The sequence below is a fragment of the Pseudomonas sp. WAC2 genome (genome assembly GCF_030403525.1).
GTDB classification, from domain to species: domain Bacteria; phylum Pseudomonadota; class Gammaproteobacteria; order Pseudomonadales; family Pseudomonadaceae; genus Chryseomonas; species Chryseomonas luteola.
In genome coordinates this window covers 521831-546892 of sequence record NZ_JAUEPD010000001.1, presented here as the reverse complement: position 1 = coordinate 546892, position 25062 = coordinate 521831, and the positions used below count along the sequence as shown (strand labels likewise).

20 protein-coding genes are annotated in these 25062 nt (G+C 58.6%); 8 read left to right on the top strand and 12 right to left on the bottom strand.

All coding sequences use genetic code 11. The annotated features are described in order from the left end of the window. Positions 1-36: 36 nt before the first annotated feature. The 3 genes from QWJ10_RS02535 to QWJ10_RS02525 all read right to left on the bottom strand — a co-directional run bounded on the left by QWJ10_RS02535 (position 37) and on the right by QWJ10_RS02525 (position 3444). Positions 37-2238, bottom strand: coding sequence for a xanthine dehydrogenase family protein molybdopterin-binding subunit (locus tag QWJ10_RS02535; RefSeq protein WP_289924164.1), 2202 nt, complete (start codon positions 2236-2238; stop codon positions 37-39). A 14-nt stretch (positions 2239-2252) separates the two neighbouring features. After that, positions 2253-2708 (bottom strand): (2Fe-2S)-binding protein, encoded by a 456-nt coding sequence (locus QWJ10_RS02530; RefSeq protein ID WP_197872211.1) that lies wholly within the window; start codon positions 2706-2708, stop codon positions 2253-2255. Between the two features lie 256 nt (positions 2709-2964). Next, positions 2965-3444: an Lrp/AsnC family transcriptional regulator gene (locus QWJ10_RS02525; RefSeq protein WP_010797133.1), complete on the bottom strand. Its 480-nt coding sequence runs from the start codon at positions 3442-3444 to the stop codon at positions 2965-2967. A 448-nt stretch (positions 3445-3892) separates the two neighbouring features. Here QWJ10_RS02525 and QWJ10_RS02520 point away from each other — a divergent pair, with 448 nt between their 5' ends. Next, the gene (locus QWJ10_RS02520) at positions 3893-4996 is read left to right on the top strand and encodes a DUF6515 family protein (RefSeq protein ID WP_125887202.1); all 1104 of its coding nucleotides are present in this window, start codon (positions 3893-3895) and stop codon (positions 4994-4996) included. A 48-nt stretch (positions 4997-5044) separates the two neighbouring features. Here QWJ10_RS02520 and QWJ10_RS02515 read toward each other — a convergent pair whose 3' ends face one another. Beyond that, the gene (locus tag QWJ10_RS02515) at positions 5045-5956 is read right to left on the bottom strand and encodes a cation diffusion facilitator family transporter (protein ID WP_125887201.1); all 912 of its coding nucleotides are present in this window, start codon (positions 5954-5956) and stop codon (positions 5045-5047) included. Positions 5957-5962: 6 nt separating this feature from the next. Then, on the bottom strand, positions 5963-6382 hold the full coding sequence (locus QWJ10_RS02510) for a polyribonucleotide nucleotidyltransferase (protein WP_289924156.1): 420 nt from the start codon (positions 6380-6382) through the stop codon (positions 5963-5965). 115 nt (positions 6383-6497) lie between these two features. Here QWJ10_RS02510 and hrpB point away from each other — a divergent pair, with 115 nt between their 5' ends. After that, complete coding sequence (gene hrpB, locus QWJ10_RS02505; RefSeq protein ID WP_289924154.1) at positions 6498-9008, top strand: ATP-dependent helicase HrpB; 2511 nt, start codon at positions 6498-6500, stop codon at positions 9006-9008. A gap of 17 nt (positions 9009-9025) precedes the next feature. Here the strand turns inward: hrpB and QWJ10_RS02500 are convergent, their stop codons facing one another. The 5 genes from QWJ10_RS02500 to QWJ10_RS02480 form a co-directional block, all read right to left on the bottom strand. Further along, complete coding sequence (locus QWJ10_RS02500; RefSeq protein WP_010797138.1) at positions 9026-10105, bottom strand: AbrB family transcriptional regulator; 1080 nt, start codon at positions 10103-10105, stop codon at positions 9026-9028. A 446-nt stretch (positions 10106-10551) separates the two neighbouring features. Continuing rightward, positions 10552-12549, bottom strand: a complete 1998-nt coding sequence (gene betT, locus QWJ10_RS02495; protein ID WP_010797139.1) for a choline BCCT transporter BetT — start codon at positions 12547-12549, stop codon at positions 10552-10554. Positions 12550-12833: 284 nt separating this feature from the next. Then, the gene (locus QWJ10_RS02490) at positions 12834-14654 is read right to left on the bottom strand and encodes a glycoside hydrolase family 15 protein (RefSeq protein ID WP_289924146.1); all 1821 of its coding nucleotides are present in this window, start codon (positions 14652-14654) and stop codon (positions 12834-12836) included. Then, entirely contained in the window at positions 14647-15450 is an 804-nt protein-coding gene (locus QWJ10_RS02485) for an SDR family oxidoreductase (RefSeq protein WP_122043399.1), read from the bottom strand. The genes QWJ10_RS02490 and QWJ10_RS02485 overlap by 8 nt, the downstream gene beginning before the upstream one ends. A gap of 114 nt (positions 15451-15564) precedes the next feature. Continuing rightward, on the bottom strand, positions 15565-16791 hold the full coding sequence (locus QWJ10_RS02480) for an MFS transporter (RefSeq protein ID WP_289924142.1): 1227 nt from the start codon (positions 16789-16791) through the stop codon (positions 15565-15567). Positions 16792-17133: 342 nt separating this feature from the next. On the opposite strand from QWJ10_RS02480, the gene QWJ10_RS02475 reads away from it, so the two are divergent. From QWJ10_RS02475 to glsB, 5 genes are all read left to right on the top strand, one after another. Then, positions 17134-18573, top strand: coding sequence for a cytochrome ubiquinol oxidase subunit I (locus QWJ10_RS02475; RefSeq protein ID WP_010797143.1), 1440 nt, complete (start codon positions 17134-17136; stop codon positions 18571-18573). A gap of 2 nt (positions 18574-18575) precedes the next feature. Next, the gene (gene cydB / locus QWJ10_RS02470; protein ID WP_074822941.1) at positions 18576-19601 is read left to right on the top strand and encodes a cytochrome d ubiquinol oxidase subunit II; all 1026 of its coding nucleotides are present in this window, start codon (positions 18576-18578) and stop codon (positions 19599-19601) included. Between the two features lie 2 nt (positions 19602-19603). Further along, on the top strand, positions 19604-19777 hold the full coding sequence (locus QWJ10_RS02465; protein WP_197872051.1) for a DUF2474 domain-containing protein: 174 nt from the start codon (positions 19604-19606) through the stop codon (positions 19775-19777). Between the two features lie 118 nt (positions 19778-19895). Continuing rightward, positions 19896-20363 (top strand): nuclear transport factor 2 family protein, encoded by a 468-nt coding sequence (locus QWJ10_RS02460; protein ID WP_074822938.1) that lies wholly within the window; start codon positions 19896-19898, stop codon positions 20361-20363. Between the two features lie 70 nt (positions 20364-20433). Then, entirely contained in the window at positions 20434-21375 is a 942-nt protein-coding gene (gene glsB, locus QWJ10_RS02455; RefSeq protein WP_010797147.1) for a glutaminase B, read from the top strand. Here the strand turns inward: glsB and cls are convergent. Continuing rightward, the gene (cls, locus tag QWJ10_RS02450) at positions 21372-22823 is read right to left on the bottom strand and encodes a cardiolipin synthase (RefSeq protein WP_074822936.1); all 1452 of its coding nucleotides are present in this window, start codon (positions 22821-22823) and stop codon (positions 21372-21374) included. The two genes, glsB and cls, sit on opposite strands and share 4 nt — an antisense overlap. Positions 22824-22995: 172 nt before the next feature. Further along, positions 22996-24123, bottom strand: a complete 1128-nt coding sequence (locus tag QWJ10_RS02445) for a class I SAM-dependent methyltransferase (RefSeq protein ID WP_289924132.1) — start codon at positions 24121-24123, stop codon at positions 22996-22998. A gap of 173 nt (positions 24124-24296) precedes the next feature. Between QWJ10_RS02445 and kduD the strand changes: the two genes are divergently transcribed. Then, positions 24297-25058 (top strand): 2-dehydro-3-deoxy-D-gluconate 5-dehydrogenase KduD, encoded by a 762-nt coding sequence (gene kduD, locus QWJ10_RS02440; RefSeq protein WP_289924131.1) that lies wholly within the window; start codon positions 24297-24299, stop codon positions 25056-25058. Positions 25059-25062 lie beyond the last annotated feature (4 nt).

The following is a 25062-nucleotide window of genomic DNA, read 5'->3' as shown; positions in this document are numbered from 1 at the left end:
GCCCCAGATAGAAGTGAAACGATTCATAGGAGCTCCTTAAGCCACGTGGTAACCGGCGCGAACTACCGGCAGGCGACGAATGCGTTTGCCGGTTGCCGCATACAGGGCATTGACCAGCGCCGGTGCAATCATGGCGGTACCGGCCTCTCCAATCCCGCCAGGTGTTTCATGGCTTGGAATGATGTACGTCTCGACCGGAGGGGCATCGCTCATGCGCAGCTGCCGGTAGTCGTGGAAGTTGCTCTGTTCTACATGTCCATCCTTGACGGTGATCTCGTTGTAGAGCGCGGCAGACAGGCCGAACAGCGTGCCGCCCTCCAGCTGAGAGTGAACAGAGGTCGGATTGATCACCTCACCGCAATCTGCAACACAGACCAAGCGGGTGATGCGGATGCCGTTTTGCGCATCGACCTGCATTTCCACTACGGTAGCCATATAGCTGCCAAAGACTTCCTGTACAGCGATTCCACGGCCATGGCCCGCTGGCAGTTTCTGGCTCCAGTTGGCTTTTTCGGCGGCAAGCTTGAGTACCGCCTGCGCACGGGGATGCTCGCCGAGCAGCTTCATTCGATAATCGACCGGGTCCTGCTTGGCTGCGTAGGCCAGCTCATCGATAAAGCTTTCCATCACGTAGGCGCCATGCAGCGGGCCTACCCCACGCCACCAGGAATTGAGAATAGCCTTGGGCGCTTCAGGGACGTAACGGACCCTGAGGTTTGGAAGCGCGTAGACGGGTTTGTTGGAAACCTCTACCGCGTCGGCATCCAGCCCATTGGGTGGCACGGCGGCTGGCGCAAACCGCGCCATGACCGAGGCCCCGACAATGGTATGCGACCAGCCCACCGGCATGCCGTTGGCATCCAGGCCTGCGCTGAAGCGATCGATATAATGAGGACGGTACAGGTCATGGGCGGTGTCTTCTTCACGCGTCCAGACCAGCTTGATGGGGTAGTCGACCTGCTTGGCTATGGCTGCGGCCTGACCGATGAAGTCCGCTTCCAGGCGACGGCCAAAGCCCCCGCCGATGAGCTGGTTGTTGACGATGATCTTTTCCGGCGGCAGGCCGGTTGCCTTGGCGGCCGCCTGTTGGGCCATAACCGGCACTTGGGTGCCGACCCATAGTTCACAGGCATCCTCGCGGACCTGGGCCACACAGGTCATGGGCTCCAGCGTGGCGTGAGCCAGGAAAGGCATCTCGTATTCCGCCTCGATCTTGCTGGACGCACCGGCAATGGCCTTGTTGATGTCGCCAACCTCGGCGGCAATGGCGCCTTCGCGATCAAAGGCTGCATGCAGGGCGCGTTCGATCTGGGCGGAGTCGATACCGGCGTTCGGGCCCAGATCCCATTGGATCTCCAGTGCCTTCAAGCCTTTAAGGGCTGCCCACATGTGGTCGCCGATCACGGCAACGGCATTATCCAGCTTGACCACATCCCTGACACCGGGAACCGCACGAGCGTGACGGTCGTCCACTGAGGCAAGCGTGCCACCCACGACCGGACAGGCGCTGACAGTAGCGATCTTCATGCCTGGCACGTGCAGGTCGATGGTGAACTTGGCGGAGCCGTCTACTTTGCCGGGTGTATCGAGGCGGCGCAGTGGCTGGCCGATGACCTTGTAGTCTTCCGGCTTTTTGAGCGGGACGTTTTCCGGAACGGGCAGTTTGGCAGCTGCATCCACCAGCGCGCCGTAGGCCAGCTCCCGATTGCCAGGGCCGATGATCTTGCCATTTTCGGCGCGGCATTCATCCGGCGACACCTTCCATTGGTTGGCCGCGGCCTGGATCAGCATTACGCGGGCCGCCGCAGCGGCTTCCCGCAGGGGTTGCCAGTTGCTGCGAGTCGATGAGGAACCGCCGGTGGCCTGAAAGCCCAGAAGCTTGTCCCCATAAAGTTTTTCGTCTGGCGGTGCTTCCTGCACCCTGACCTGATCCAGGGTAACGTTCAGCTCTTCGGCTACCATCATGGCAAAGCCGGTCTGTACACCCTGGCCCATTTCGATCTTAGGCGAGATCAGCGTGATCCGCCCATCGTGGCCTATCCGAAGAAACGCTCCCAATGCCGTAGGGGTGTCCAGCGGTGCGTCTTCTGGCCCTTTGTTGACATACTGTTCGGCATAGCTGCGGCGGGAAAAAGGCAGTGCGGTTGCCAACAGCAAACCACCTGCGGCGATACCACTGGCCTGAAGCAGCTTGCGGCGCGACAAGGTTACGGCCTGCGCCAATACATTCTTGGTCATGGAGTGTGCTCCGCTCAGGCCTGGGAAACGCTTTTAATCGCGCCGCGGATACGGGTATAGGTACAGCAGCGGCAGATATTGCCGGACATGCCCGCATCAATTTCAGCATCGCCTGCGTCCGGGTGCTGGGACAGCAGCGCTACGGCCGACATGATCTGGCCGGACTGGCAATAGCCGCACTGCACGACTTCATGCTCAAGCCAGGCATCCTGCACTTTCTTGCCCAGGTCGGACTCGCCCACGGCTTCGATGGTCACGATCTTCTGACCTTGTGCAATGTTGCTCACAGGCAAGACACAGGCGCGAACAGCCGTACCGTCCAGATGAACCGTGCAAGCGCCACACTGTGCGATCCCGCAGCCGTACTTGGTGCCGGTCATTCCCAGCACATCACGTAGAACCCAAAGCAGGGGCATGTCGTCGGGGACGTCGACCTGATGGTCGGCCCCGTTGATGTTGAGTGTAAGCATTGCAACCTCATCAGCACGGTAGGACAGTCGACTCGTCATGCCGGAACGCCGTCGGGCAAGGTCATGCTGACGGAATCGCTGCGAGTCGATCGTTGGTTTATTCAGGACAGAATGAGCGGTGCTTCATTCCGTGTCCTTGGAAAAATTTAGATAAATAAATCTGATTTATCCATCTTCTGGCAAGAAACACCAGCATCAGCATCGGATTCGTGCAAATCCGTGGCCTCAGACAGATCCATGTAAATCGCGACGATACTCAGCCACGCAGGTGTTCAAGCGGCAGTTCAGTACTGGAGATGACCTGGTTGAGAACGAAGCTTGAGCGCACGCTCGAAACGCCTTCTATACGGGTCAGGGTACCTAGCAGCAGTTTCTGGTAGTGGTCCATATCTGGAACGACCACCTTGAGCTGATAGTCCGCATCCATGCCGGTCACCAGGCTGCATTCCAGTACCTCCGGGCACTGCCGAATGATCGACTGGAAATGCTCGAAGCGTTCAGGGGTATGCCGGTCCATGCCGATCAGTACGAAAACCGTCAGGCTAAGGCCCAGTTTCTTGCGGTCGAGCAGGGCAACCTGACGATTAATGTAACCATCGTCTTCCAACTGCTTGACCCGTCGTGAGCAAGGCGAAGGAGACAGGCCGATGCGTTCTGCCAGTTCCTGGTTCGAGATGCGTGCATCACGCTGAAGTTCGGCAAGAATACGTAGGTCGTAGCGGTCTAGTTTGTCCATTTTGAAACCAATCCTTTGGAAAATTGCGTTTAAAAGGTTTTTTTAGTTTTCTGTTGCTTAAACGGTAGAGGATATAGCAAAAAACGCAAACTTTGGTCGGTGCAACAGGGCTAAGCTGAACTCATTACTTCGATGGCCCGGACGAACAGTCCAACGGTGAGCTCCAGGAGGGCAAGCCGATAATGCCGCCGACCTATCAGGTCGTGCCGCTCCCGGGCCACTCACCGCCCAAAAGGCTGTGTGATCGCAGCAGTCGCCAAAAGCGACTCAGAGGACAGAATTCCGGAAGGGGGCGAAAGCCTCCTTTTTTGTGCGCCTGATAAAATTGTACGCCTGTGCTCCGCCTATCCGTCAATGCTCGCCTCGCGCATACTCCTGGCTTAGATTGAGGATTCGACCGCCGCCTCGCCATTTTCGGAGCGACTGGCGGTAAGCAGGAGATAGGGTCATGAAGCGCCGCGGGCGTTTGACAGGTATCGGTCTGATAGTCGCATTGAGCGCAGGCCACGTGCTGGCAGGGCCTTTTGAGGCCGGACAGACGCAGTTCGGCAATCCGTCCGGCGGCGCTGCGCCTCAGTCTCAGGCGGGGCAGGGTCGCGTTGGAGATCACCCGGACTACTCGCCCTCTCGGGGAATGGATCCTAATGCCGGGTCCCGTCCGGGGGCGGGTCGCCCTATCGGGCAGGATGGCTCGCGCTGGCAGACCGGCAGTGGTCAGGATCTTCCCCATCAACGCTATGATTTTCCCCGGCGGCCTGTCGAGCGGGTCGATGAAAACGGTGTACGGTTTATTACCGCGCCTCCGCGAGAGGTCACAGGGCAGGCGAACCACTCTCGGGAAGACGGCTGGAATCGACCCGATGCCGTTCGGCGTGGCGATGAGCGTGCTCGCTGGGAGCAATCCGGGCCGAATGATTTGAATCGAGGCTGGGAAAATCAGCCCCGTGTCATTGATCATCCTGATTATGGGCCGTACGGCAACTGGAATCGTCCGCACAGGCACAACGACTTTGATCGTCGTGGTTGGGGACCAAACCCTGATTGGCGTCCCGGCTATGTGCTACGCCGCCCACCGCCCCGATACACCCGTATCTGGCATCAACGCTATGAGTATTATTACTCCGACGGCTACTGGTACCGCCCACAAGGGTCGAGCTATGTCATCGTGACACCGCCGCGCGGCGTGTATGTCAGTAATTTGCCCAACTATGCGCAGACGTTGGTGATCGGCGGGCTGACCTACTACTTTGCCGCTGGCACCTATTACCAGCCGCAACCGGAATACAACCGTTACATTGTTGTAGAGCCGCCTGTGCAAAACGGTGGCTATGCCATTAGCAGTAATGCCTTTGATGTCGCCATAAGCCCTGCCTATGGCCAGACGCAGGCCCAGATGGAGCAGGATCGTTATGACTGCCAGCGTTGGGCGGTCAGTGAATCAGGCTTTGATCCATCCCAAGTGACCACCGCGCCACCGGCTGATGTGGCAGATCGTTATCGGCGTTCGCTGGGCGCCTGCCTAAGTGGCAGGGGGTATAACGTGACTTATTGAGGAGGGCCGTCTGACTGTAATCTGATGAAGTCAGACGCCCTTGAGCCCTCAGCTCGGAGGCAGCGGATGCCGGTGGGGGACATCGGGTGCATCCAGCGGGTCGGCATGCACCAACACTTCGGCCTGCGGATACTCCGCCATGATCGCCGCCTCGGCCTCGTCGCACAGGCGATGGGCTTCGGATAGGGTCATTTCTCCCGGTAACTCCAGATGCAGTTGGACGAACCAGTGGCTTCCCGAAATACGCGTGCGCAAATCATGAGCCCCCAAGACTTGGGGCACGCTGCACGCCAGCGTCAACATGTGCTCGCTGACTTCATAGGGCAATTCCTGATCCATCAGCACACTTAGCGAGTCGCGTGCGATTCCAATGGCACTCCAAAGGATATACAACGCAATACCCAGGCCAAAGATGGCATCCAGCTGATCCCAGCCGTAGCTGGCAGCAATCAGGGCAATCAGGATGCTGGTGTTGAGCAGAAGATCAGAGCGGTAATGCAGGGAGTCGGCGCGAATCACTGCGGACCCTGTAATCTGAATGACGTGCCGCTGTAGCATCAGCAGGCCTGCAGTCACAATCAATGAAACGATCATGACTGCAATGCCCAGCAGAGGCGTTCCCAGGGGTTCAGGTTCTTTCAGGCGTCCGATGGCCTGCATGCCGATCAGGATTCCGCTGGCGCCAATGAACAGGGCCTGGGTAATGCCCGCCAACGACTCCGCCTTGCCATGGCCGTAACGGTGGTCGTCATCGGCGGGCTTTAGGGAATAGCGCACCGCCAGCAGGTTGAACAGGGAGGCCGCGCCATCGAGTACGGAGTCGGTCAGCCCGGCCAGTAGACTGACCGATCCGCTGAACCACCAGGCGATGGCCTTCACGGTAATGAGCAGGCCAGCCACTGCGAGTGAAGCAGTGGTGGCCAGGCGCAACAGCCTGGCGTGTTCGGTACGGCTCTTCATCAGGTGTTATGCCGCAGGGCGCAACCCGAAGGCGGCCAATTGCTCAGGGCTGCCGCTGTGCTGAATCAGGCGTGGATCGGTCAGCGGCAGGGAGCGGCCGGTTTCCTGTTCGATGATGGCTTTGAGGCGCGCCTTATTCACCTTGCCATCCGCGTCGATAGCATCTTTTAGCTTTTCCGGGTCGACCGAGGCGTGCTGGTCGTTGGGCAGGTAGATGGCTCCGGACGTAAAATCAACACCGAACGCAATCAGGCCGGGAATGATGTAGAACAGCAGGCCTACCGCATCCAGGATGGCAATGCCCGGGTCGATCTGGCCAGTAATTTGGCCGCGACGCTCAGGATAAAACAGCGTACCGCAGGCCGAAATCTGGGTCAGCACTGCTGCAGCAAGGGCGCCACAGATCAGGCGAGTGCGCATTGGCATAAACACCTCCATAGGTCAGGAAACCGCACTATAACCGGCGTTGCGAGAGGCCGGAAGCGGGCCGCTGGAGTCGTTATAATCAGCAGCCACCGTATATGACCACGTGCACAGCAGAATGACGCCATTACCCATCGATACCGTATTGCCTACCCTGCGCGCCGCCTTGGTCGAGCGCGACGAAGCTGTGCTGGAGGCACCTCCAGGTGCAGGCAAGACCACACGTGTACCGCTGGCGCTGCTGGATGAGCCCTGGCTAGCGGATCAGCGGATTCTCATGCTGGAACCACGGCGCTTGGCCGCTCGGGCAGCGGCGGAGCGGCTGGCAGCCGAGTATGGCGAACCCGTGGGCGAGACGGTGGGATACCGCATTCGCCTGGAGAGCAAGGTAGGGCCCAGGACACGGATCGAGGTCGTTACGGAAGGTATTCTTGCGCGTCGCCTGCAGGATGATCCTGCCCTCGAAGGCGTTGGTTTGGTCATTTTCGACGAATTTCACGAGCGAAGCCTGGATGCCGATTTGGCGCTGGCACTCACTTTGAATGGGCGTGAGCTCTTGCGTGACACTCCGCTCAAGGTCCTGGTCATGTCCGCAACCCTTGAGGGTGAGCGGCTTTCGGCCTTGCTGCAAGGGGCTCCGGTGGTGCGCAGCGAGGGGCGCATGTTTCCGGTGGAGATCAAATGGGGGCGGCCCACTTCGACGGATGAGCGCCTGGAGCCCAGGGTTGTTCAAACCATCCAGCAGGCACTGGATGAGCAGGACGGGAGCCTGCTCGTCTTTTTGCCGGGGCAGGCTGAAATCCGGCGGGTTCATGAATTGCTGGATGATGCGCTGGCTGGCAGGGTGGATATCCGGATCGCGCCGCTCTACGGTGAGCTTGATCTGGCTGCCCAGAGAGCAGCGATTGAGCCGGCACCGGCCGGTATTCGCAAGATTGTGCTGGCGACCAATATCGCCGAAACCAGTCTTACCATCGAAGGCGTTCGGGTGGTGGTAGATGCCGGACTTGCCCGGGAGCCCGCCTTCGATCCCGGCAGTAGCATGACGCGGCTAGCGACGCGACGCATCTCTCGCGCCTCGGCCACCCAGCGAGCGGGACGGGCGGGGCGTCTGGAGCCAGGGGTGTGCTATCGCTTGTGGTCGGAGACGCAGCATGACCAGTTGCCCGCCTATGATTCACCAGAAATTCTGCAGGCCGATCTGGCGGGGCTTGCGCTTCAGCTGGCGCGCTGGGGCGCTGATGCAGATGAGCTGGTCTGGTTAGACAAACCTCCTGCTGCGGCCCAGGCACAGGCTCAGGATCTGCTTGTGCGTCTGGGTGCGCTCAATGCTGATCGAACGGCCCTGACAGCCCATGGACAAGCCATGAGTACCCTGCCGGCTCATCCGCGACTGGCCCATCTTCTGCTTCGGGGACAGGCCCTGGGGTTGGTGCCATTGGCCTGTGATCTGGCGGCTATTTTGTCCGAGCGGGATATCGTGCGTGGCGAGGGTGCGGATATACAGACTCGCCTTGCGCTGCTGGCAGGCGAGGGGAAAGGGCCGCGAGGTGGTATCGCGCGCATTCGCCAGCTGGCAAGACAATTCAAGGGCTTGCTGCGTGGCGCTTCCGAAATGCCTGTGAGCGATCCGGATCATCCACGCTGGGTAGGGTGTCTGCTGGCTTTTGCTTACCCGGAGCGGGTCGCACAGCAGCGGCGATCCGGCGGCGCGGAGTATCGGCTGGCCAATGGTCGTGCAGCACTGTTTGCCGATGTCGATTCGCTAATGAAATCACCATGGTTGGTGATTGCTGATCTTGGGAGCCGACAAGGGCAGCGTGAAGAGCGTATCTATCTGGCTGCCGAGCTTGATCCTGCCTTGTTTGAAGGGCCTCTGGCCGAGCAGGTATCGACCCATGAGGAGGTGGACTGGGACGAGCGAGAGGGCGTACTGCGCGCCGAGCGGCAGGTGCGAATCGGTGAACTGGTCCTTTCCCGCGAACCCTTGAGTTCGCTGGATGATGACGCGCGCAGCCGGGCATTACTGGGGCTAGTCAGGCGTAAAGGGCTTGAACTCTTGCCCTGGACACCGGAGCTGCGCCAGTGGCAGGCACGGGTCATGCTTCTGCGGCGGCTGGACCTGGAGCAGGGCGGTCTCAGCGAGTGGCCTGACGTGACCGACACGGCACTGCTGGCAATGCTGGAGAATTGGCTGCTACCGTATCTGGGACGGGTGACTCGCCTGTCCCATTTCGCTCAGCTCGATCTGGGCGCCATCCTGCAGGGCTTGTTACCCTGGCCGCTGCCGAGCCGCCTGGACGAGTTGGCGCCCCGCTCGATAGAGGTGCCTTCAGGTTCTCGTATTCGGCTGGACTACACCGAGGAGCCGCCCGTGCTGGCCGTCAGGTTGCAGGAGATGTTCGGCCTGGCCGACACCCCTCGGATCGCCGGCGGACGGCTTGCCGTAAAGCTGCACCTGCTGTCCCCTGCGCATCGCCCGGTGCAGGTTACCCAGGATCTGGCTAACTTCTGGCGCAGCACCTATGCCGAGGTAAAGAAGGATCTGAAAGGCCGCTATCCAAAGCACTATTGGCCGGATGACCCGCTCGTTGCGGAGGCGACTGCACGGGCCAAGCCTCGTCGTTAGTGCCGAGGCTGTACAGATCAGACTCGTGCCACGCGGGCGATCTGTTTGGCCAGGAACGGCCCGGATGCGATCACGCCAATCAAGCGCAAGGCCTGCATGGCCAGTACCAGCCCGACGTCCGCATGGCTGTCCACAGCGATGATCGCCATCGAGTCCAGGCCGCCAGGACTGGTCGCAAGGTAGGCGGACAAAAAGTCCTTGTTCATCAGATGAGCCAGGAACAGGGCTGAAAGAGCGCACATGGCGATCAACATCAGCGAGGCCATGATCATCTTGGGCAGGGCTCGGGTGACATAGCGCACCGTGGTTTTATCGAACCGCAAGCCTACATAGCAACCCATCGAGCCAAACGCGATGGCCAGTAACCAGTGGGGAAGGGTAATGGTTACCCAACCGTTGAGCTGCAATATGGTGCCCAACGCAATAGGCACCATTAGGGCGCCGGCCGGCAGGCGCTTGCCTAACCAGACGCCTACTACCACGACGGCCAGCGTAATTCCAAATGACTGCAGGGTGTTCCAGTCAAAGGTGATCGCGGCCGAGTGAGAGGCTGCTCCTGTACCTTCAGCCCCTAAAAAGCGGCCAACCAGGGCACTGATCACGACCACACAAACAACACGTACATACTGCATGGTTGCCACGATGCGGGAGTCCGCCCCGTATTCCTCCGCCATGGCAACCATGGCGGAGGCCGCGCCGGGCGTAGTACCCCAGGCGGCGGTGGAGCCGGGTAAACCGCCGAAGCGAACCAGGATGACACCCACCAGTACGCTGAGCAGAACGGTAATGGCAGTGGCCAGCAGCATGACCGGCCAGTGCGTAGCGACCATAAGCAGAACGGCCGCTGTCATGGAATGGGCGATCAGACAGCCCACCACGCCCTGGCTTAGCTGGAACAGTGGTTTGGGTAGACGGATCGTGGCCCCTTTTACGCCAAAGCAGATGGCGACCAGCATGGGCCCTAGGAACATGGCCGCAGGGATACCGGCACGATCAAGGCAAAAGGAAGCCAGACTGGATACAACAATCAGGGCAGCCCACTGCAGGGCAGGATGTCGTGATGGCGGTGCTGCAGATGAAACAGGGGCGTGAGGCAATGACGTCCTCCTCAAGAGGTGGCAGCCACAGACGGCGTAGCCGCGCTAGAGCCTTATTATACGCGCTTTCCGGCTAACATTTGATAGCAAGATAACTAACGAAACGATCACGAATCGTAATGGCGGTCCTGAAGCAATCGCAGGCATTGTCGGATGTGTTTGCGGTATTCCTTGTAGCAAGGCGTTATGACCGCGAAACAAGGCATCCTGATAATACTGCTTCGCTAAGGTCCGGGTCTTGGAGGGTCAGCCTGATCTTGGCTTTGTTTAATCGGGTGGGTTGGACGTTCGATATCGGATTACCAAGGCATTCTCCCGGACCACTATGCCCCGGCTGTTAGAGTCGCAGCATTTGGGGCAAGAAGCATCACTCACCAATGCCATGCCCAGAAGGACAACACCGGTATCCACCCAGGCCGCCGAGTGACGGCCCGGGTAAGATGAGGTTAGCGGACCAGATGCAGGAACTGCAGGTGTCGCTCGTACTGGTCGAGCATGTCGTTGATGATCTGCTCCTTGGTGTAGCCCACCAGGTCATAATCCTGGCTGCCCTCAGCCAGATAGACCTCTGCACGGTAGTAGCGACGGTTTTTCAGGTGCAGCCCGCCCATACCGGCTCGGGCAAAGCTCGGTGTGAAATACCCCTGCATGATGACCCGATAGATAAAGGGATGCTGTTCGCCATGACCAACCTCAAGGCTCAGGTTGGCATTGGTAGGATCAAGCTCGGTCTGTACGGCCAATCCTTTTTCCCGGAATACCTCGGCCACTTCCTCAATCGCCGGGCGAACAATGGTGTCCATTACCCGATAGACCTCATCGCGCGACGGGAAGTGAACAGCCTTGGCAAGGCGCTGACGCCAGCCACCGCTGCGGCGTGGGTTGGCCTGAGACACTGGGGCCAGGGAATGTGATCGAGCCCGTTGCCGCTGCGATTCGGTGTAGAACGCCTTGTGCAAGCCCCACATCATCAGCAGGGTTACCAGAGAGAAGGGCAGAGAGGTCAGCACCACCGCGGACTTCAATGCATCCATGCTACCGGCGACCAGCAGACCACCCGTGACAAGGGCAGTAGCCGTTCCCCAGAAGACGCGCAGCCACTTTGGACCATCTTCGTCCGCTTCGCCGCCTGTCGAGGACAGGGTCGACAGCACCACAGTGCCCGAATCCGCCGATGTCACGAAGAACACAAAGCTTACGAATACCGCCACCGCAATGACAATACGGCTGGCAGGATACGTTTCCAGGAGGTGATAGAGCGCCATGGATGGCTCGCGAATAGCCGTTTCGGCCAGGCTGGTCAGGTTGTGGTTTAGCACCTGATCCAGCGCGCTATTACCAAAGATGGACAACCACGCGAGGGTAAAGCCAAGCGGAATGAACAGTACGCCAAAGACGAATTCACGAATGGTGCGGCCACGGGAAATTCGTGCGATGAACAGGCCTACAAAGGGTGCCCATGCGATCCACCAAGCCCAATAGAACACGGTCCAGCCGCCCAGCCAGTCGGACGGTTTGTCATAGGCATAGAGGTCAAAGCTCTTGGTGGGAACAGCGCCCAGATAATCGCCGATGTTCTGGATCAGCGTATTGAGCAGGTGCTGGGTCGGCCCGGCAAACAGGACAAACAACAGCAGACCGACCGCCAAGAGCATGTTGATATCGGACATGACGCGCACACCCTTGTCCACACCTGATACGGCAACAAGAATGGCGGCTCCCATCATCACGGCAATCAGCAGGGCTTGTACCCATTGGGTATGGGGTACACCGAACAGATAGTCCAGGCCCGAGTTGAGCTGAAGCACACCAAAGCCCATATCGGCGCCCAAGCCAAAAACGGTGGCAATGATGCCGAAGCAATCTACCGCATGGCCAATAGGGCCGTTGATGCGCTTGCCGATCAGAGGGTATAGCGCTGAACGTAAGGCCAAGGGCAGGTTATGGCGATAGGCGAAATAGGCCAATGCCATGGCAACGAGTGCAAAGACCCCCCAACCATGCAATCCCCAGTGCAGAAAGAGCAGTTGCATGGCCTGACGCGCAGCAGCCTGCGTGCCGCCTTCGCCTTGAGGGGGATGCATGAAATGCGTCAGGGGTTCTGACACGCAGAAAAAGAACAGGGTAATACTGATACCAGCTGCGAATAGCATGCCGGCCCATGAAAGGTAACTGAACTCAGGCTGATCGTGATCTGCGCCAAGCTTGATCTTGCCGTACCCTGAAAGGGCCGTGACGATGACAAAGACCAGATAAAGCGTCATGGCCAGTAAGTAGTACCAGCCTACCGTCTGTGAGGCCCATGTCTGGGCTTCCAGCAGCCAGGCTCCGGCGCGCTCGGGGAAGGCGATTACCACCAAAGCAAAGACCAGGATCGCTGTGGCCGCGCTGTAAAAGGCGGGCGGATTGAGTCGTACGTTACCGGATGGGGTCGTGCTGCTCATGGAGCATGTTCTCCTATAGGGCAGGTGCCAAAGAGTCCGTACAGTCGAGTCGCGGGTTTCCGGTCACTCGCGATGCTGTCGGGCTAGTAGCTCAAGGTGATTCGAAAAAGGGACATTCCTTGCCCGTCGTTTGTAGTCATTTTTTATTAATTGATCGTTCAATATAAAAAGATAACACGAAAAGGCGTCAAGCGGAGCTTGAATCGCCTCCATATGTCATTTTGCTATAGTCCGTCGAGGAGGGGCGAAACCGAAGGGCCTGAGTCAGAGCGGAAGCAGGCCTGCTACGGTTGCCATTGGGTATCACTGCCGGAGAGTTTGCGGTTCAGGAAATAGGCAGCGCTGATCAGGGCCAGATGGGTCAGGGCCTGAGGAGTATTGCCCAGGTGACGTCCACGGGCGTCAAGCTCCTCGGCAAAGAGTCCTACAGGGCTTGCGTATTTCATGAGTTTTTCAAACTCCATATGCGCCTCGTCTATCCTGCCGGCCCGCGCAAGGCACTCTACATACCAGAATGAGCAGGCCGCGAACGAGCCTTCTTCACCTGAGAGTCCATCGGACATTTCAGACTGATCGTAGCGCTTGACCATACCATCGCAGACCAGACGCTCCTTGATGGCATCTAGAGTTGCCAGCCACGCCGGGTCTGTTGCGCTGACAAATCTGAACAACGGCATCAGGAGCAGAGAGGCATCTAATGTGTCCTTCCCCTGAATCGCAGTAAAGTGACCTTTTTCCTTGTTCCAGAAATTAGTCCAGATATCTTCCTGTATATCCCCGCGCGTTCTGAGCCAGCGCTCATAAGGCATAGAGAGGGAACGCTTTTGTGCCAATCGGATGGCACGATCGATAGCCACCCAGCACATCAGTCGCGAATGTAGAAAGTGCTGGGGTTCGTCACGAATTTCCCAGATACCGGCATCTCTGAATTGCCAGTGCCCGCAAACATAATCAATGATGCTGACAACATGCATCCAACCTCGGCGCGAAATGGCTTGACCATATTTGTTAGATAAATAAACGGCATCCATCAATTCGCCATAGATATCTAGCTGGACCTGACCAAACGCATCATTGCCAATACGTACAGGTTTAGCACCACCATGGCCGCTCAGGTGATCCAATTCCTCCTCATGTAGCTCCCGACCGCCATCGAGGCGGTACATGATCTGTAACTTTTGCGGCAGATCACTGCTGCGCTCGATACAGTCGCCCACCCAGCTCATGAAGTGGTTGGCTTCGTCGGTGTATCCCAGGCGCATGAAAGCATAGACGGTAAACGAGGCGTCCCTTATCCAGGTAGCCCGGTAATCCCAATTTCGCTCGCCACCTGGTGTTTCCGGCAGGCTGAAGGTTGCCGCAGCAGCAATGGAACCGTGCTGCTGCGAGACCAGAAGCTTGAGCACCAGAGCCGAGCGCGAGACCATTTCCCGCCAGCGGCCGGTATAGTTGCTTTGACGAGCCCATCGCTGCCAGAACCTGAGGGTATGCTTCAGGCAGAGATCAAGATCTTCTTCCATGACTTTTCGATCTTCGGCGCAGCCAAAGACGAATGTCGCGCTTTCTCCTTCCTTGAGGGTAAAGTCCGCTACGGCCGTATTCCCGTCGAGCGTAAGCGTCTCGGAACCGGCCAAGCGCATACTGCGCTGGCCCTCGGCCTGAAACACAATGCTGCCATGCTCTACCATAGCCCTGGTTTCAGCCCGGGCGTAATCAAGCCGCGGTGAACACTTCAGACAAATGCGCGAGTCGCCTTTGACGGCATAAACCCTCCGCACCAGACGGGGCATGGTGTTCTCTTCCGTCAGGATGGGCATCCAGTCGGTCAACTCGACGGCGCCGTCGTCATCAAGCCAGCGGGTCTGCAAGACGTTACTGTCGGGGAGGTAGATCTGTTGGCGTCTGGCGTTGGGACGGTTGGGTGCAATCGTGAACAGTCCGGCCTCGTCACCATTGAGCAAGGCGGTAAAAACCGAGGGGCTATCTAGGTCAGGCCAGCAGAAATAGTCGATGCTGCCGTCATCGGCGACCAGCGCGCAGGTGCGCATGTCGCCGATGACTCCATGGGCATCGATGGACCGAATCCCGGCGTTGCGATCAACCATTGTCCTGGAATCCTGGATACAGACACATGCCACCATCGACAAAGAGAGTAGTACCTACTACATAGTCGGACAGGTCGGATGCCAGCCAGACGACTGCATTGCCGATGTCTTCCACATCCCCGACACGCTTGTAGGGGATCAGTTTGAGCAATTCGCGGCGGCCTTCCTCGTTGCCAGTCACCTCTTCATTGATGGCCGTGGCGATGGCGCCGGGCGCAATGCTGTTGATGCGGATGCGCTTTTCAGCCACTTCCTGAGCCAGGGTTTTCATCATCAGGCTGACCCCACCCTTGGAGGCCGCGTAATTGACATGGCCTGCCCACGGAATGACCTCATGTACCGAGCTCATGTGAATGATCTTGCCCGCCGCGCGTGACAGGTCGGTATTGACGCCCTGTTTCAGGAATTGCTGGATGGCGGCGCGTGCGCACAGGAATTGGCCGGTCAGGTTGGTCTGGATGACCATGTTCCAATCCTTGAGGGTCATCTCGTGGGAGGGTGCATCGCGCTGAAGCCCGGAATTGGCGACCAGGATGTCCAGGCGGCCAAAGGTTTCGATCGTCTTGGCAAAGAGCTGTTCGACGGCCTGCTCATCACCGACATCAGCGCCCACGGCAATGGCCTGACCACCGGCCGCCTTGATTTCGTCGACAAGCTCTTCAGCAGGCTCGGCATTGGTGTGGTAGTTGATGACAACGGCTGCGCCTACCTGAGCCAAGGCCTTGGCCGACGCGGCGCCGATCCCTGAACTACCGCCGGTGACCAGCGCAACCTGGCCATCGAGTGAAATTTTCATGGCAAACCCTCAAGCAATTGGGTGAAAAGTCCTTGTCACCTGACCGTTGGCAGCTTGCGAGAGTTCAGAGGGGTAAAGGGCTGCCTGCCGACTCGCAGGCAGCCTTCCAGTGAGTCAGCTGGGTTTGAGGGTATGCAAGTGGTCGCGTTTGGCGAGGGTAGGGAAGAGCTTGATCCAAAGGCCTGTCACAATCAGCGTTCCTGCGCCGCCCAGCACGACCGCTTGCACTGTGCCCAGCCAGGCTGCCGTTACACCGGACTCGAACTCGCCCAGTTGGTTTGAGGCACCGATGAACAGGCCGTTGACGGCACTGACGCGGCCGCGCATTTCATCCGGCGTCTCCAGTTGCACAAAGGCGCCGCGAATGACCATGCTGATCATGTCAGCCGCTCCCAGAGCCGCCAGCACGGCCAGGCTGAACCAGAACGAGGTAGAAAGACCAAAGGCGATGGTTGCCACGCCAAACACACCTACCGAGATAAACATGATGCGTCCGACGTTTCGCTCGATGGGAAAGCGCGCGAGCCAAAACGACATCAGCAGGGCGCCCACGGCGGGTGCTGAGCGCAACAGGCCCAGCCCCCATGGGCCGGTCATCAGAATATCCCGGGCAAACACGGGTAGCAGCGCCGTAGCGCCGCCCAGCAGAACGGCAAAAAGATCCAGGGAGATAGCGCCGAAAATATCGCGGCGGCTGCGAATGAAGCGAATCCCAGCCAGTAGCGAATCCAGACTGGCCTTCTCCTTACGCGGTTGCTGTTCACGCACAGGCAGGCTCAGCACGAGGAGAATTGCCACACCATACAGGGCCGTTGCCGGTGCATAGACCCAGAAGGCACCTAAGGCGTACAGAAAACCACCCAACGCTGGCGCCACGATTGTCGCACCCTGCATGGCGGAGGCCGAGGCCGCAACGGCCCGGGGAAATAGCGAGGCGGGGACGATGTTGGGCAGAAGCGCCTGGGTCGCTGGCATTTCGAAGGCCCGGCAGGTGCCCAGCATGAAGGCCAGGATAAAGATCAGCTCACGAGTCACATTGTCGGTCAGGCTGCCATAGACCAGCACCAGTGCGGTAAGGGCCTGACCTGTCTGGCAGAGTGCGGCTACCTTACGTCGGTCGTAGCGGTCCGCCACATGCCCTGTATACAACATGAAGAACAGGCGCGGCAGGAATTCCACCAGGCCGACCAGGCCCAGGTCGAGCACATTATGCGTCAGTGAATAGATGTGCCAGCCAATGGCTACGGTGAGCATCTGAAAGCTACTGGCGGTACAGACGCGGGCAAACCAGAACGCCAGAAAGGGTCGGTGATGACGCAAATATAAAGGGTCTGAGGTCATGATGGGGCTCTTCGAGAGGTCTCTCATCATAGCCTCGGCAAGCGTTTTTTGTGCACTGATCGAGATATATTCTGAAACAGTTGGTGGGTAACAAGTTGTGTGCGCCACCTTGACGCGCGACATCTGACCACGGACCCCACTGCGTTTTAGAGGTCTAGAATGAATCCAGACGTTGACCTACGTCAGAGCCTTGCGGCTTAAAATGCGATAGTCGGACCACCTTTCAAGCGTTCCGTTAGAACGAATTGAGCACGCAAGCGCTCGAAACATTGCCTTGTGATTTGCTTAACGTTATTGACCGCCTGCGTGATAAACGCACCGGCTGCCTGAAGAGGACCGCCTATGTTCGGCTTGGAGGCTCTGGATCTTGCGAGGATCCAGTTTGCATTCACCGTCTCGTTCCACATTATCTTCCCTGCCTTGTCTATCGGAATGGCGAGCTTTCTAGCCGTTCTCGAAGGACTATGGCTCAAAACCAACGACTCTACCTATAAGGACCTGTACCACTTCTGGTTGAAGATCTTCGCGGTCTTCTTTGGAATGGGTGTAGTGTCCGGACTGGTCATGGCGTATGAGTTCGGTACCAACTGGAGCGGCTTTGTCGACTTCGCCGGTGCCGTAACGGGTCCGCTCTTGACCTACGAGGTGCTGACCGCCTTCTTTATCGAAGCGGGTTTTCTCGGGGTCATGCTGTTTGGCTGGAACCGCGTAGGACGTGGGTTGCACTTTTTGTCCACTATCATGGTGGCGATTGGCACCCTGATGTCCACGTTCTGGATTTTGTCCTCGAACAGCTGGATGCATACCCCGGCTGGGTACGAGATTGTCGATGGCCGCGTAGTGCCAGTCCATTGGCTGGAAGTAATCTTCAACCCGTCGTTCCCCTTCCGCTGGGCGCACATGACCATCGCGGCCTACCTGTCGGTGGCCTTCCTGGTCGGCGCATCGGCGGCTTGGCACCTGTTGCGTGGGAACAATAACCCGGCCATTCGCAAGATGTTCTCCATGGCCATGTGGATGGCCCTGTTCGTGGCGCCGATCCAGGCGTTCGTGGGGGATGCCCACGGTTTGAACACGCTGGAGCACCAGCCAGCCAAGATCGCGGCGATCGAAGGCCACTGGGAGAATCCGCCCGGTGAGGCAACGCCGCTGATTCTGTTCGGTCTGCCGGATATGGAGCGTGAGGAAACCCGCTTCAAGGTCGAGATCCCTGTGCTGGGCAGCTTGATCCTCACGCACAGCTTTACCGAGCAGATTCCCGCACTCAAGGACTTCCCGAAAGAGGATCGTCCACCGGCGTATGTGGTGTTCTGGTCATTCCGCATCATGGTGGCTCTGGGGCTGCTCATGATTGCTGCCGGTGTGTGGAGCCTGTTCCTGCGCTGGAGACACAAGCTGTATGAAACCAAGGCCTTCCTGCGGCTGATCATGTGCATGGGGCCGGCTGGTCTGATTGCTCTGCTGGCAGGCTGGTTTACCACCGAAGTGGGTCGTCAGCCCTGGATCGTATATGGCCTCTTGCGTACCAAGGATGGTGTAGCCAATCACAGCGTGACGCAACTGAGCATCACCTTGGTCAGCTTCGTAATTGTGTATTTCGCGGTCTTTGGTATTGGTACGGTCTATGCGCTGCGCATGATTGGCAAGGGACCACATACCGGTGAAGGCGACCTTCCTACCCAGGGTGGACCGGGACACGATCGTCATCCGAAGCGCCCCCTTTCGGCTACTGATGAAGGTACCGAAAAGGCTCATTCCCATGATCAACTGACGGGGCACTGAACATGGCTTCTGGAATTGTTGGTATTGACCTCGCACTGATCTGGGCGGTGGTCATCATTTTCAGCCTGATGATGTACGTAGTCATGGACGGCTTCGATCTGGGGATTGGCATTCTCTTCCCCTTCGTGAAGGGCAAGGAAGAACGCGATGTCATGATGAACACCGTGGCTCCGATCTGGGACGGTAACGAAACCTGGCTGGTGTTGGGAGGGGCCGGTTTGTACGGCGCCTTCCCGCTGGCATATGGCGTCATTCTGCCGGCCCTCTACCTGCCGCTGATCTTCATGTTGATCGGCCTGATCTTCCGTGGCGTAGCCTTTGAGTTCCGCTTCAAGGTGCAGGAAGGCAAGGAAGGGCTCTGGGACAAGTCTTTTATCTTCGGCTCGCTCTTGGCAACCTTCTGCCAGGGGGTCGCGCTGGGTGCCTTCATCGACGGCTTCCATGTGGAGAATCGTCAGTATGCCGGTGGCTCGCTGGACTGGCTGACGCCTTTTTCGGTGTTCTGTGGTTTTGGCCTGATCGCTGCCTACGCACTGCTGGGCAGTACTTGGCTGATCATGAAAACCGAAGGCCCGCTACAGGCTTCCATGCGTCGCATGACCAAGCCGCTGGTGCTGTTGCTGCTGCTGTTCATTGCAGCCGTCAGCCTGTGGACGCCGCTGTCCCATGACGCCATCTCCCAGCGCTGGTTCACCATGCCGAACCTGTTCTGGTTCCTGCCTGTGCCGATTCTCGTGCTGGTAACAGTCGTGTTCCTGCTGCGCGCGATCCTGAAGGAAGAGGCTCATGTATCTCCCTTCGTACTAACGCTGATCCTGATCTTCCTGGGCTATAGCGGCCTGGGCATCAGCCTGTGGCCCAACATCATCCCGCCGGCGATTTCGATCTGGGAAGCCTCGTCGCCACCGCAGAGCCAGCTGTTCCTGCTCATCGGTACGCTGTTCATCATCCCGATCACATTGATGTACACGGCGTGGGGCTACTACGTGTTCCGCGGTAAGGTTCGTACAGGCGAGGGGTATCATTGATCATGGCCGGCAAAGAGCGTGACCGGAAGGCCGGACCCCCCAACCCAGCTGACAACCAACCGCTGATCAAGCGTCTCGGCTGGATGGTCCTGATCTGGGCCTGCAGTATCGTGGCCCTGGGCATTGTGTCCTACGGGCTGCGGCTGGTCATGACTGCCGCCGGCCTTAAATCCTGATACATCAGACCCCGGCACTCGCCGGGGTCTTCTTTTGTCCGTTTCTCCAGGCAGATTGTCCGCTTGCACGGTAGGCTTTCATCTACGCTATCTGTCTTACCGTCTTGGAGACACGCCCATGGAAAGCAGACCCCCATTGCCACCCTTTACGCAGGAAACTGCACGCCAAAAGGTCCGCGCAGCGGAAGATGGCTGGAATGGCCGCGATCCCCACAAGGTTGCACTGGCCTATAGTAACGACAGCATCTGGCGTAACCGGGCCGAGTTCATCAAGGGACGCGAAGCCATCGTAGGTTTTCTTACGCGCAAGTGGCAACGCGAGCTCGACTACCGGCTGATCAAGGAGCTATGGGCCCATGATGGCAACCGGATCGCCGTACGCTTCGCCTATGAGTGGCATGACGATTCCGGCAACTGGTTTCGCGCCTATGGCAATGAGAACTGGGCGTTCAATGAGCAGGGGCTCATGGTGGAGCGGCATGCCAGCATCAACGATCTGCCGATCACCGAGGCCGAGCGCCTGTTCCGCTGGCCGCAGGGACGTCGACCGGATGATCATCCCGGGCTGAGCGAGCTGGGACTATAACGACGAATCACTAGGCGTTGCGGCTGCGCTTTCTTACACTGGCACTCCTTTGTAAGCAGCGAAGCCGCCCATGCCCGAGACATGCTCCCCTGAAGTCCTGCAAACCCTGCTTGATCGTGTTGCCCAGGAGGCACGGCAAGACATGGGAGAAGGCAAGGTTGCTGACTATATCCCGGCACTGGCCCAGGTAGAACCCGATCAATTCGGAATTGCCCTATGCGATGTAGAGGGTCGAGTCTTCCAGGCGGGGGCAGGGGATACACCGTTTTCCATCCAGTCCATTTCCAAGGTGCTCAACCTGGTCATTGCCATGCAGCGGCTGCCGGAAGAGGACATCTGGACGCGTGTAGGTCGGGAGCCCTCCGGTCAGGCGTTCAACTCCATCGTACAGCTGGAAGTGGAGCGGGGCGTCCCGCGCAATCCCTTCATCAATGCCGGTGCGTTGCTGGTAACCGATATCCTGGTTTCGCGCATCATGTCCATCCAATACCTGATGCGCGAACAGGCGCGGCGGTTAAGTGCCAATCCGACCATCAACTTCGATACGCGGGTGGCGCGTTCAGAGATGGACCACAAGGCGCGTAACGCTGCACTGGCCTACCTCATGAAGGCTTATGGAAACCTGCATGGCGAAGTGGATGAGGTGCTGGAAACCTATTTCCATGGCTGTGCGCTGTCCATGAGTTGCGTGGATGTGGCCCGCGCGTTCGCCTTTCTGGCTCACCGGGGCATCAATCCCCACGATGGCAGCGAGGTGTTATCGCCTCAGCAGACGCGGCAGCTCAACGCATTACTGTTGACGTGCGGCCTGTATGACGCCGCGGGGGATTTTGCCTGGCGCGTCGGGCTGCCCGGCAAGAGCGGCGTGGGTGGCGGTATTGTGGCCATCGTTCCCGGCCGCATGAGCATTTGCGTCTGGTCGCCCCGCCTGGACAGCTACGGCAATTCCGTTGCCGGTCTGCGTGCTCTGGAGCGACTCGTGGATGGCCTGGGTGTCGCTCCGCTGGGCTAAAGGACCGGCGAGAACAGTCGGGCTACCCGCATGGCTGCCTTGTGCAGGCGCCGAACATTGGCATTGTCCTTGGGCGTTAGCTCGACCGACTTGGAGAAGTCGACTTCCAACATCGAGCGGACTTCCCAGGCGAAGTCAGTATCCACGGTCATGACCATGATCTCGAAATTCAGCCGGAACGAGCGATTATCCAGATTGGCGCTCCCGATGGCGGAAACCTCTTCATCGATCAGCACTACCTTCTGATGCAAAAAGCCTGGTTGATAACTGAAGACTCGAATGCCCGCATCCACCGCCTTGAAGGCATACAGGTAGGATGCGGCGTACACCACCTTGTGATCCGGGCGTGACGGCAGAAGGATGCGCACATCGACGCCGCGTAGAGCGGCCAGATGCAGTGCGGCTGAGACGGCCTCGTCAGGGATGAAGTAGGGCGTTGTGATCCAGATTCGCCGCTGCGCCGAGTGAATCGCCTCAACAAAAAACAGCGAGCAGGTCTCCTGATCGTCCGCCGGACCGCTGGCAACCACCTGGCACAGCATGCCGCCATCCTCATAACGTTCAGGCAGCACCAGGGTCGGAAGCTTTTTGGTCACCCAGAACCAGTCCTGGGCAAAGGTTTCCTGCAGGGTCGCCAGAGCGGGCCCACGAATTTCGATATGGGTGTCGCGCCAGGGAGCCAACGGTGGCTTGTGCCCCAGGTATTCCTCACCCACGTTGTGTCCGCCGACAAATCCTACTTCACCATCCACCACAACGATCTTGCGGTGATTGCGGAAGTTGACCTGAAAGCGGTTGATCAGTCCTCGGCGGTTGCTGAATGCCTTGACCTGCACGCCTGCCTCACGAAGCTTTGACACGTAGCTCCGCGGCAGGGCATGGCTGCCAATGGCATCGTAAAGGAGAAACACCTCGACACCCTCCCTGGCCCGCTCGATCAGTGTGTTTTGCAGTGCCCGGCCAAGAGCGTCGTCATGAATGATGAAGAACTGCACCAGCACGACCTGCCGGGCTTCCCGAATAGCGCCCAGAATGGCGCTGAAAGTTTCCGATCCGTTGACCAGAAGACGCACCTTGTTGCTGGCTACACAGGGGGTGCGGGTCAGCGCCGTCATGGCTTTGAGCTTGCGGTTTGCCGCGCTGCATTGCTGCGCAGCCAGGGCCTCAGCGATCCACGGGCGCCAGTTCAGCTCGGCAGCAACGCGGGCCATCTCTTCATCGGCCTGTCGGCGCGCCTTTACATAACCATCGAAACGACGCCGACCAAAAACCAGATAAGGCAACAGGCTCAGAAACGGCATAAAAACCAATGCAATGGCCCAAGCCATGGCGCCCTGAGCCGTACGAACGGTGATGACGGCATGGATAGCCGCCAAAACGCCGCAGACCTCTATCAAAATGGCAAAGATGTGAAGATCGAAAGGTAACCCTGGCACGTAAGATCCCATCCGGTGCGTATGTTCGTCCTGTCAGTAGGCAAAAGGCATCACCTGGCGCCTATCTTAAAACGGTGGCGACCCAGCCTAGGCGGAATCATCCAGTCTGGATACTGCTCTGAGGCACGTTACCCGCTATGCCAGCCCGCTTGAATAAGGTCTGGCATAGGGCACAGCATCACGCTCAGTTAGCTTCGACCGCACGCAGCACCACGAATTTCGGGGTGGCAGCAACCTGTTCGACGCGCTTGAACAGCCGCTTGAGCTTGAGGTGATAACCGAGGTGGCGATTGCCGACGATCCAGAGTTCACCTTGGCGGTCGAGAGCAGCACGCGCCTGTTGAAACATCCGCCAGGCCAGAAAGTCCCCCACCACCTGTTGCTGGTGAAACGGTGGGTTACACAGGACTACATCCAACGAGCGAGCCGGTTGGCTGGCCAGCCCATCATCGGCGCGCAACGTGACGGGACGATCACCCAGGGCGGCACGCCAGTTTTCATGTGCCGACTGGATAGCCATATAGGACTCATCTACCAGCGTGTACTGTGCTTGGGGATTGGTCAGTGCACTGGTGATGGCCAATACGCCATTGCCGCAGCCCAGGTCGGCCACGCGTGCATTGCCCAAGTCAGTAGGCAGATGTGGAAGAAAGGCGCGTGTCCCGATATCGAGTCCTTCTCGGCAGAACACGTTGGCGTGATTGATCAGTGTCAGCGCTGGGTCGTCCAGTCGGTAGCGGGTCGGGTAGGGTGAGGCTATCCGCTCCCTGGGTTCGGGGGTGGCAAACAGCAGGCGCGCCTTCTTGACTGCCAGCGATGCCTGGACTCTGCCGATATGACGCTCAAGCAGATCTCCTGCCGCGCGCGGCAGATGCTTGATCATGGCTGCTGCGATGACTCGCGCACCCGGTGCCAGCTGATCATGCAGGCGAATCAGCTGTTCCTCCAGCAAGGCCAGGGTTTTTGGAATACGGATCAGCACCAGGTCAAAGGGGCCTTTAACCGGCTCGCTGGATGGCACGAATAGCACCCGACCATCACGCCCGTTGCGCTGCAGGTTATCGTTAAGCGCGAGGGCTGCAAGGTGGGAATCTCCACTGGAAACAACGTGACCCTGATCAGCCAGGCTTGCCGCCAGGGCGCCGAAACTATCGTTTAACACCAGAATTCGGGCGTTGTCTGGCAGGCCCTGTTCGGCCAGATGATTAAGCAGATATTCATCCGCCGCATCGAAAGCTTGTAACGGATCGTCCCTGCGGGGTGGCTGGCGGTGCAGGTCAAGTTGGGCAAAGGGTGTGGACAGTAGAACCATGGCAGAAGATCGGAGCTGACGACAAAGGCGTCAGTGTAGGGGAGCGGCATTGCTTATGCTGCTCTTTTCTCTGGATGCCGGCTGAACGCACCGGGCGTCTGGCGGGTCGAACAGACGTTTTGCGGGCTCAGGATGACAGGTCAGCCCGCGTTTACCACCCCTCAGGAGGCATCATGGTGGCTAACCCATTCGATTTGTCAGGCAAGGTCGCGATCATCACCGGGTGTGATGCCGGATTGGGAAGGAGCATGTGTGTAGCTCTGGCCAGTGCCGGTTGCGATATTGTTGGGATCAGCCGGCGCGAACCCCATGACACCCAGGGTGAGGTAGAGGCCAAGGGCCGACGATTCGTGAGCATCCGGGCAGATCTCAGCGCCACGGATGCGGTGCCCTTTATTGTGGATGAGGCGCTACAGGCTTTTAGTCGTATCGATATCCTGGTCAACAATGCCGGAACGATCCGGCGTGAGGAGGCACTGAATTTCACCGAAAAAGATTGGGATGATGTCATGGGCGTCAACCTCAAGACGGTGTTCTTTCTCTCTCAAGCCGTGGCACGTCAGTTCATTGCGCAGCAGAGCGGCGGCAAAATTATCAATATCGCTTCGATGCTGTCTTTCCAGGGCGGCATCCGTGTCCCATCCTACACAGCCTCCAAGAGTGGCCTGATGGGGCTGACCAAGGCGCTGGCCAACGAGTGGGCCAAGCACGGTATCAACGTCAATGGCATTGCGCCCGGCTATATGGCAACGAACAACACGGTTGCCTTGCGTGCCGATGAGCAGCGCAACGCAGAAATCCTGGGACGCATTCCGGCAGGTCGCTGGGGCGAGCCAATCGACCTGGCAGGGCCTGTGGTGTTTCTGGCGTCGTCTGCCTCGGATTATGTCCACGGTCATACTCTGGCCGTGGACGGTGGTTGGCTGGCGCGTTAGTCCG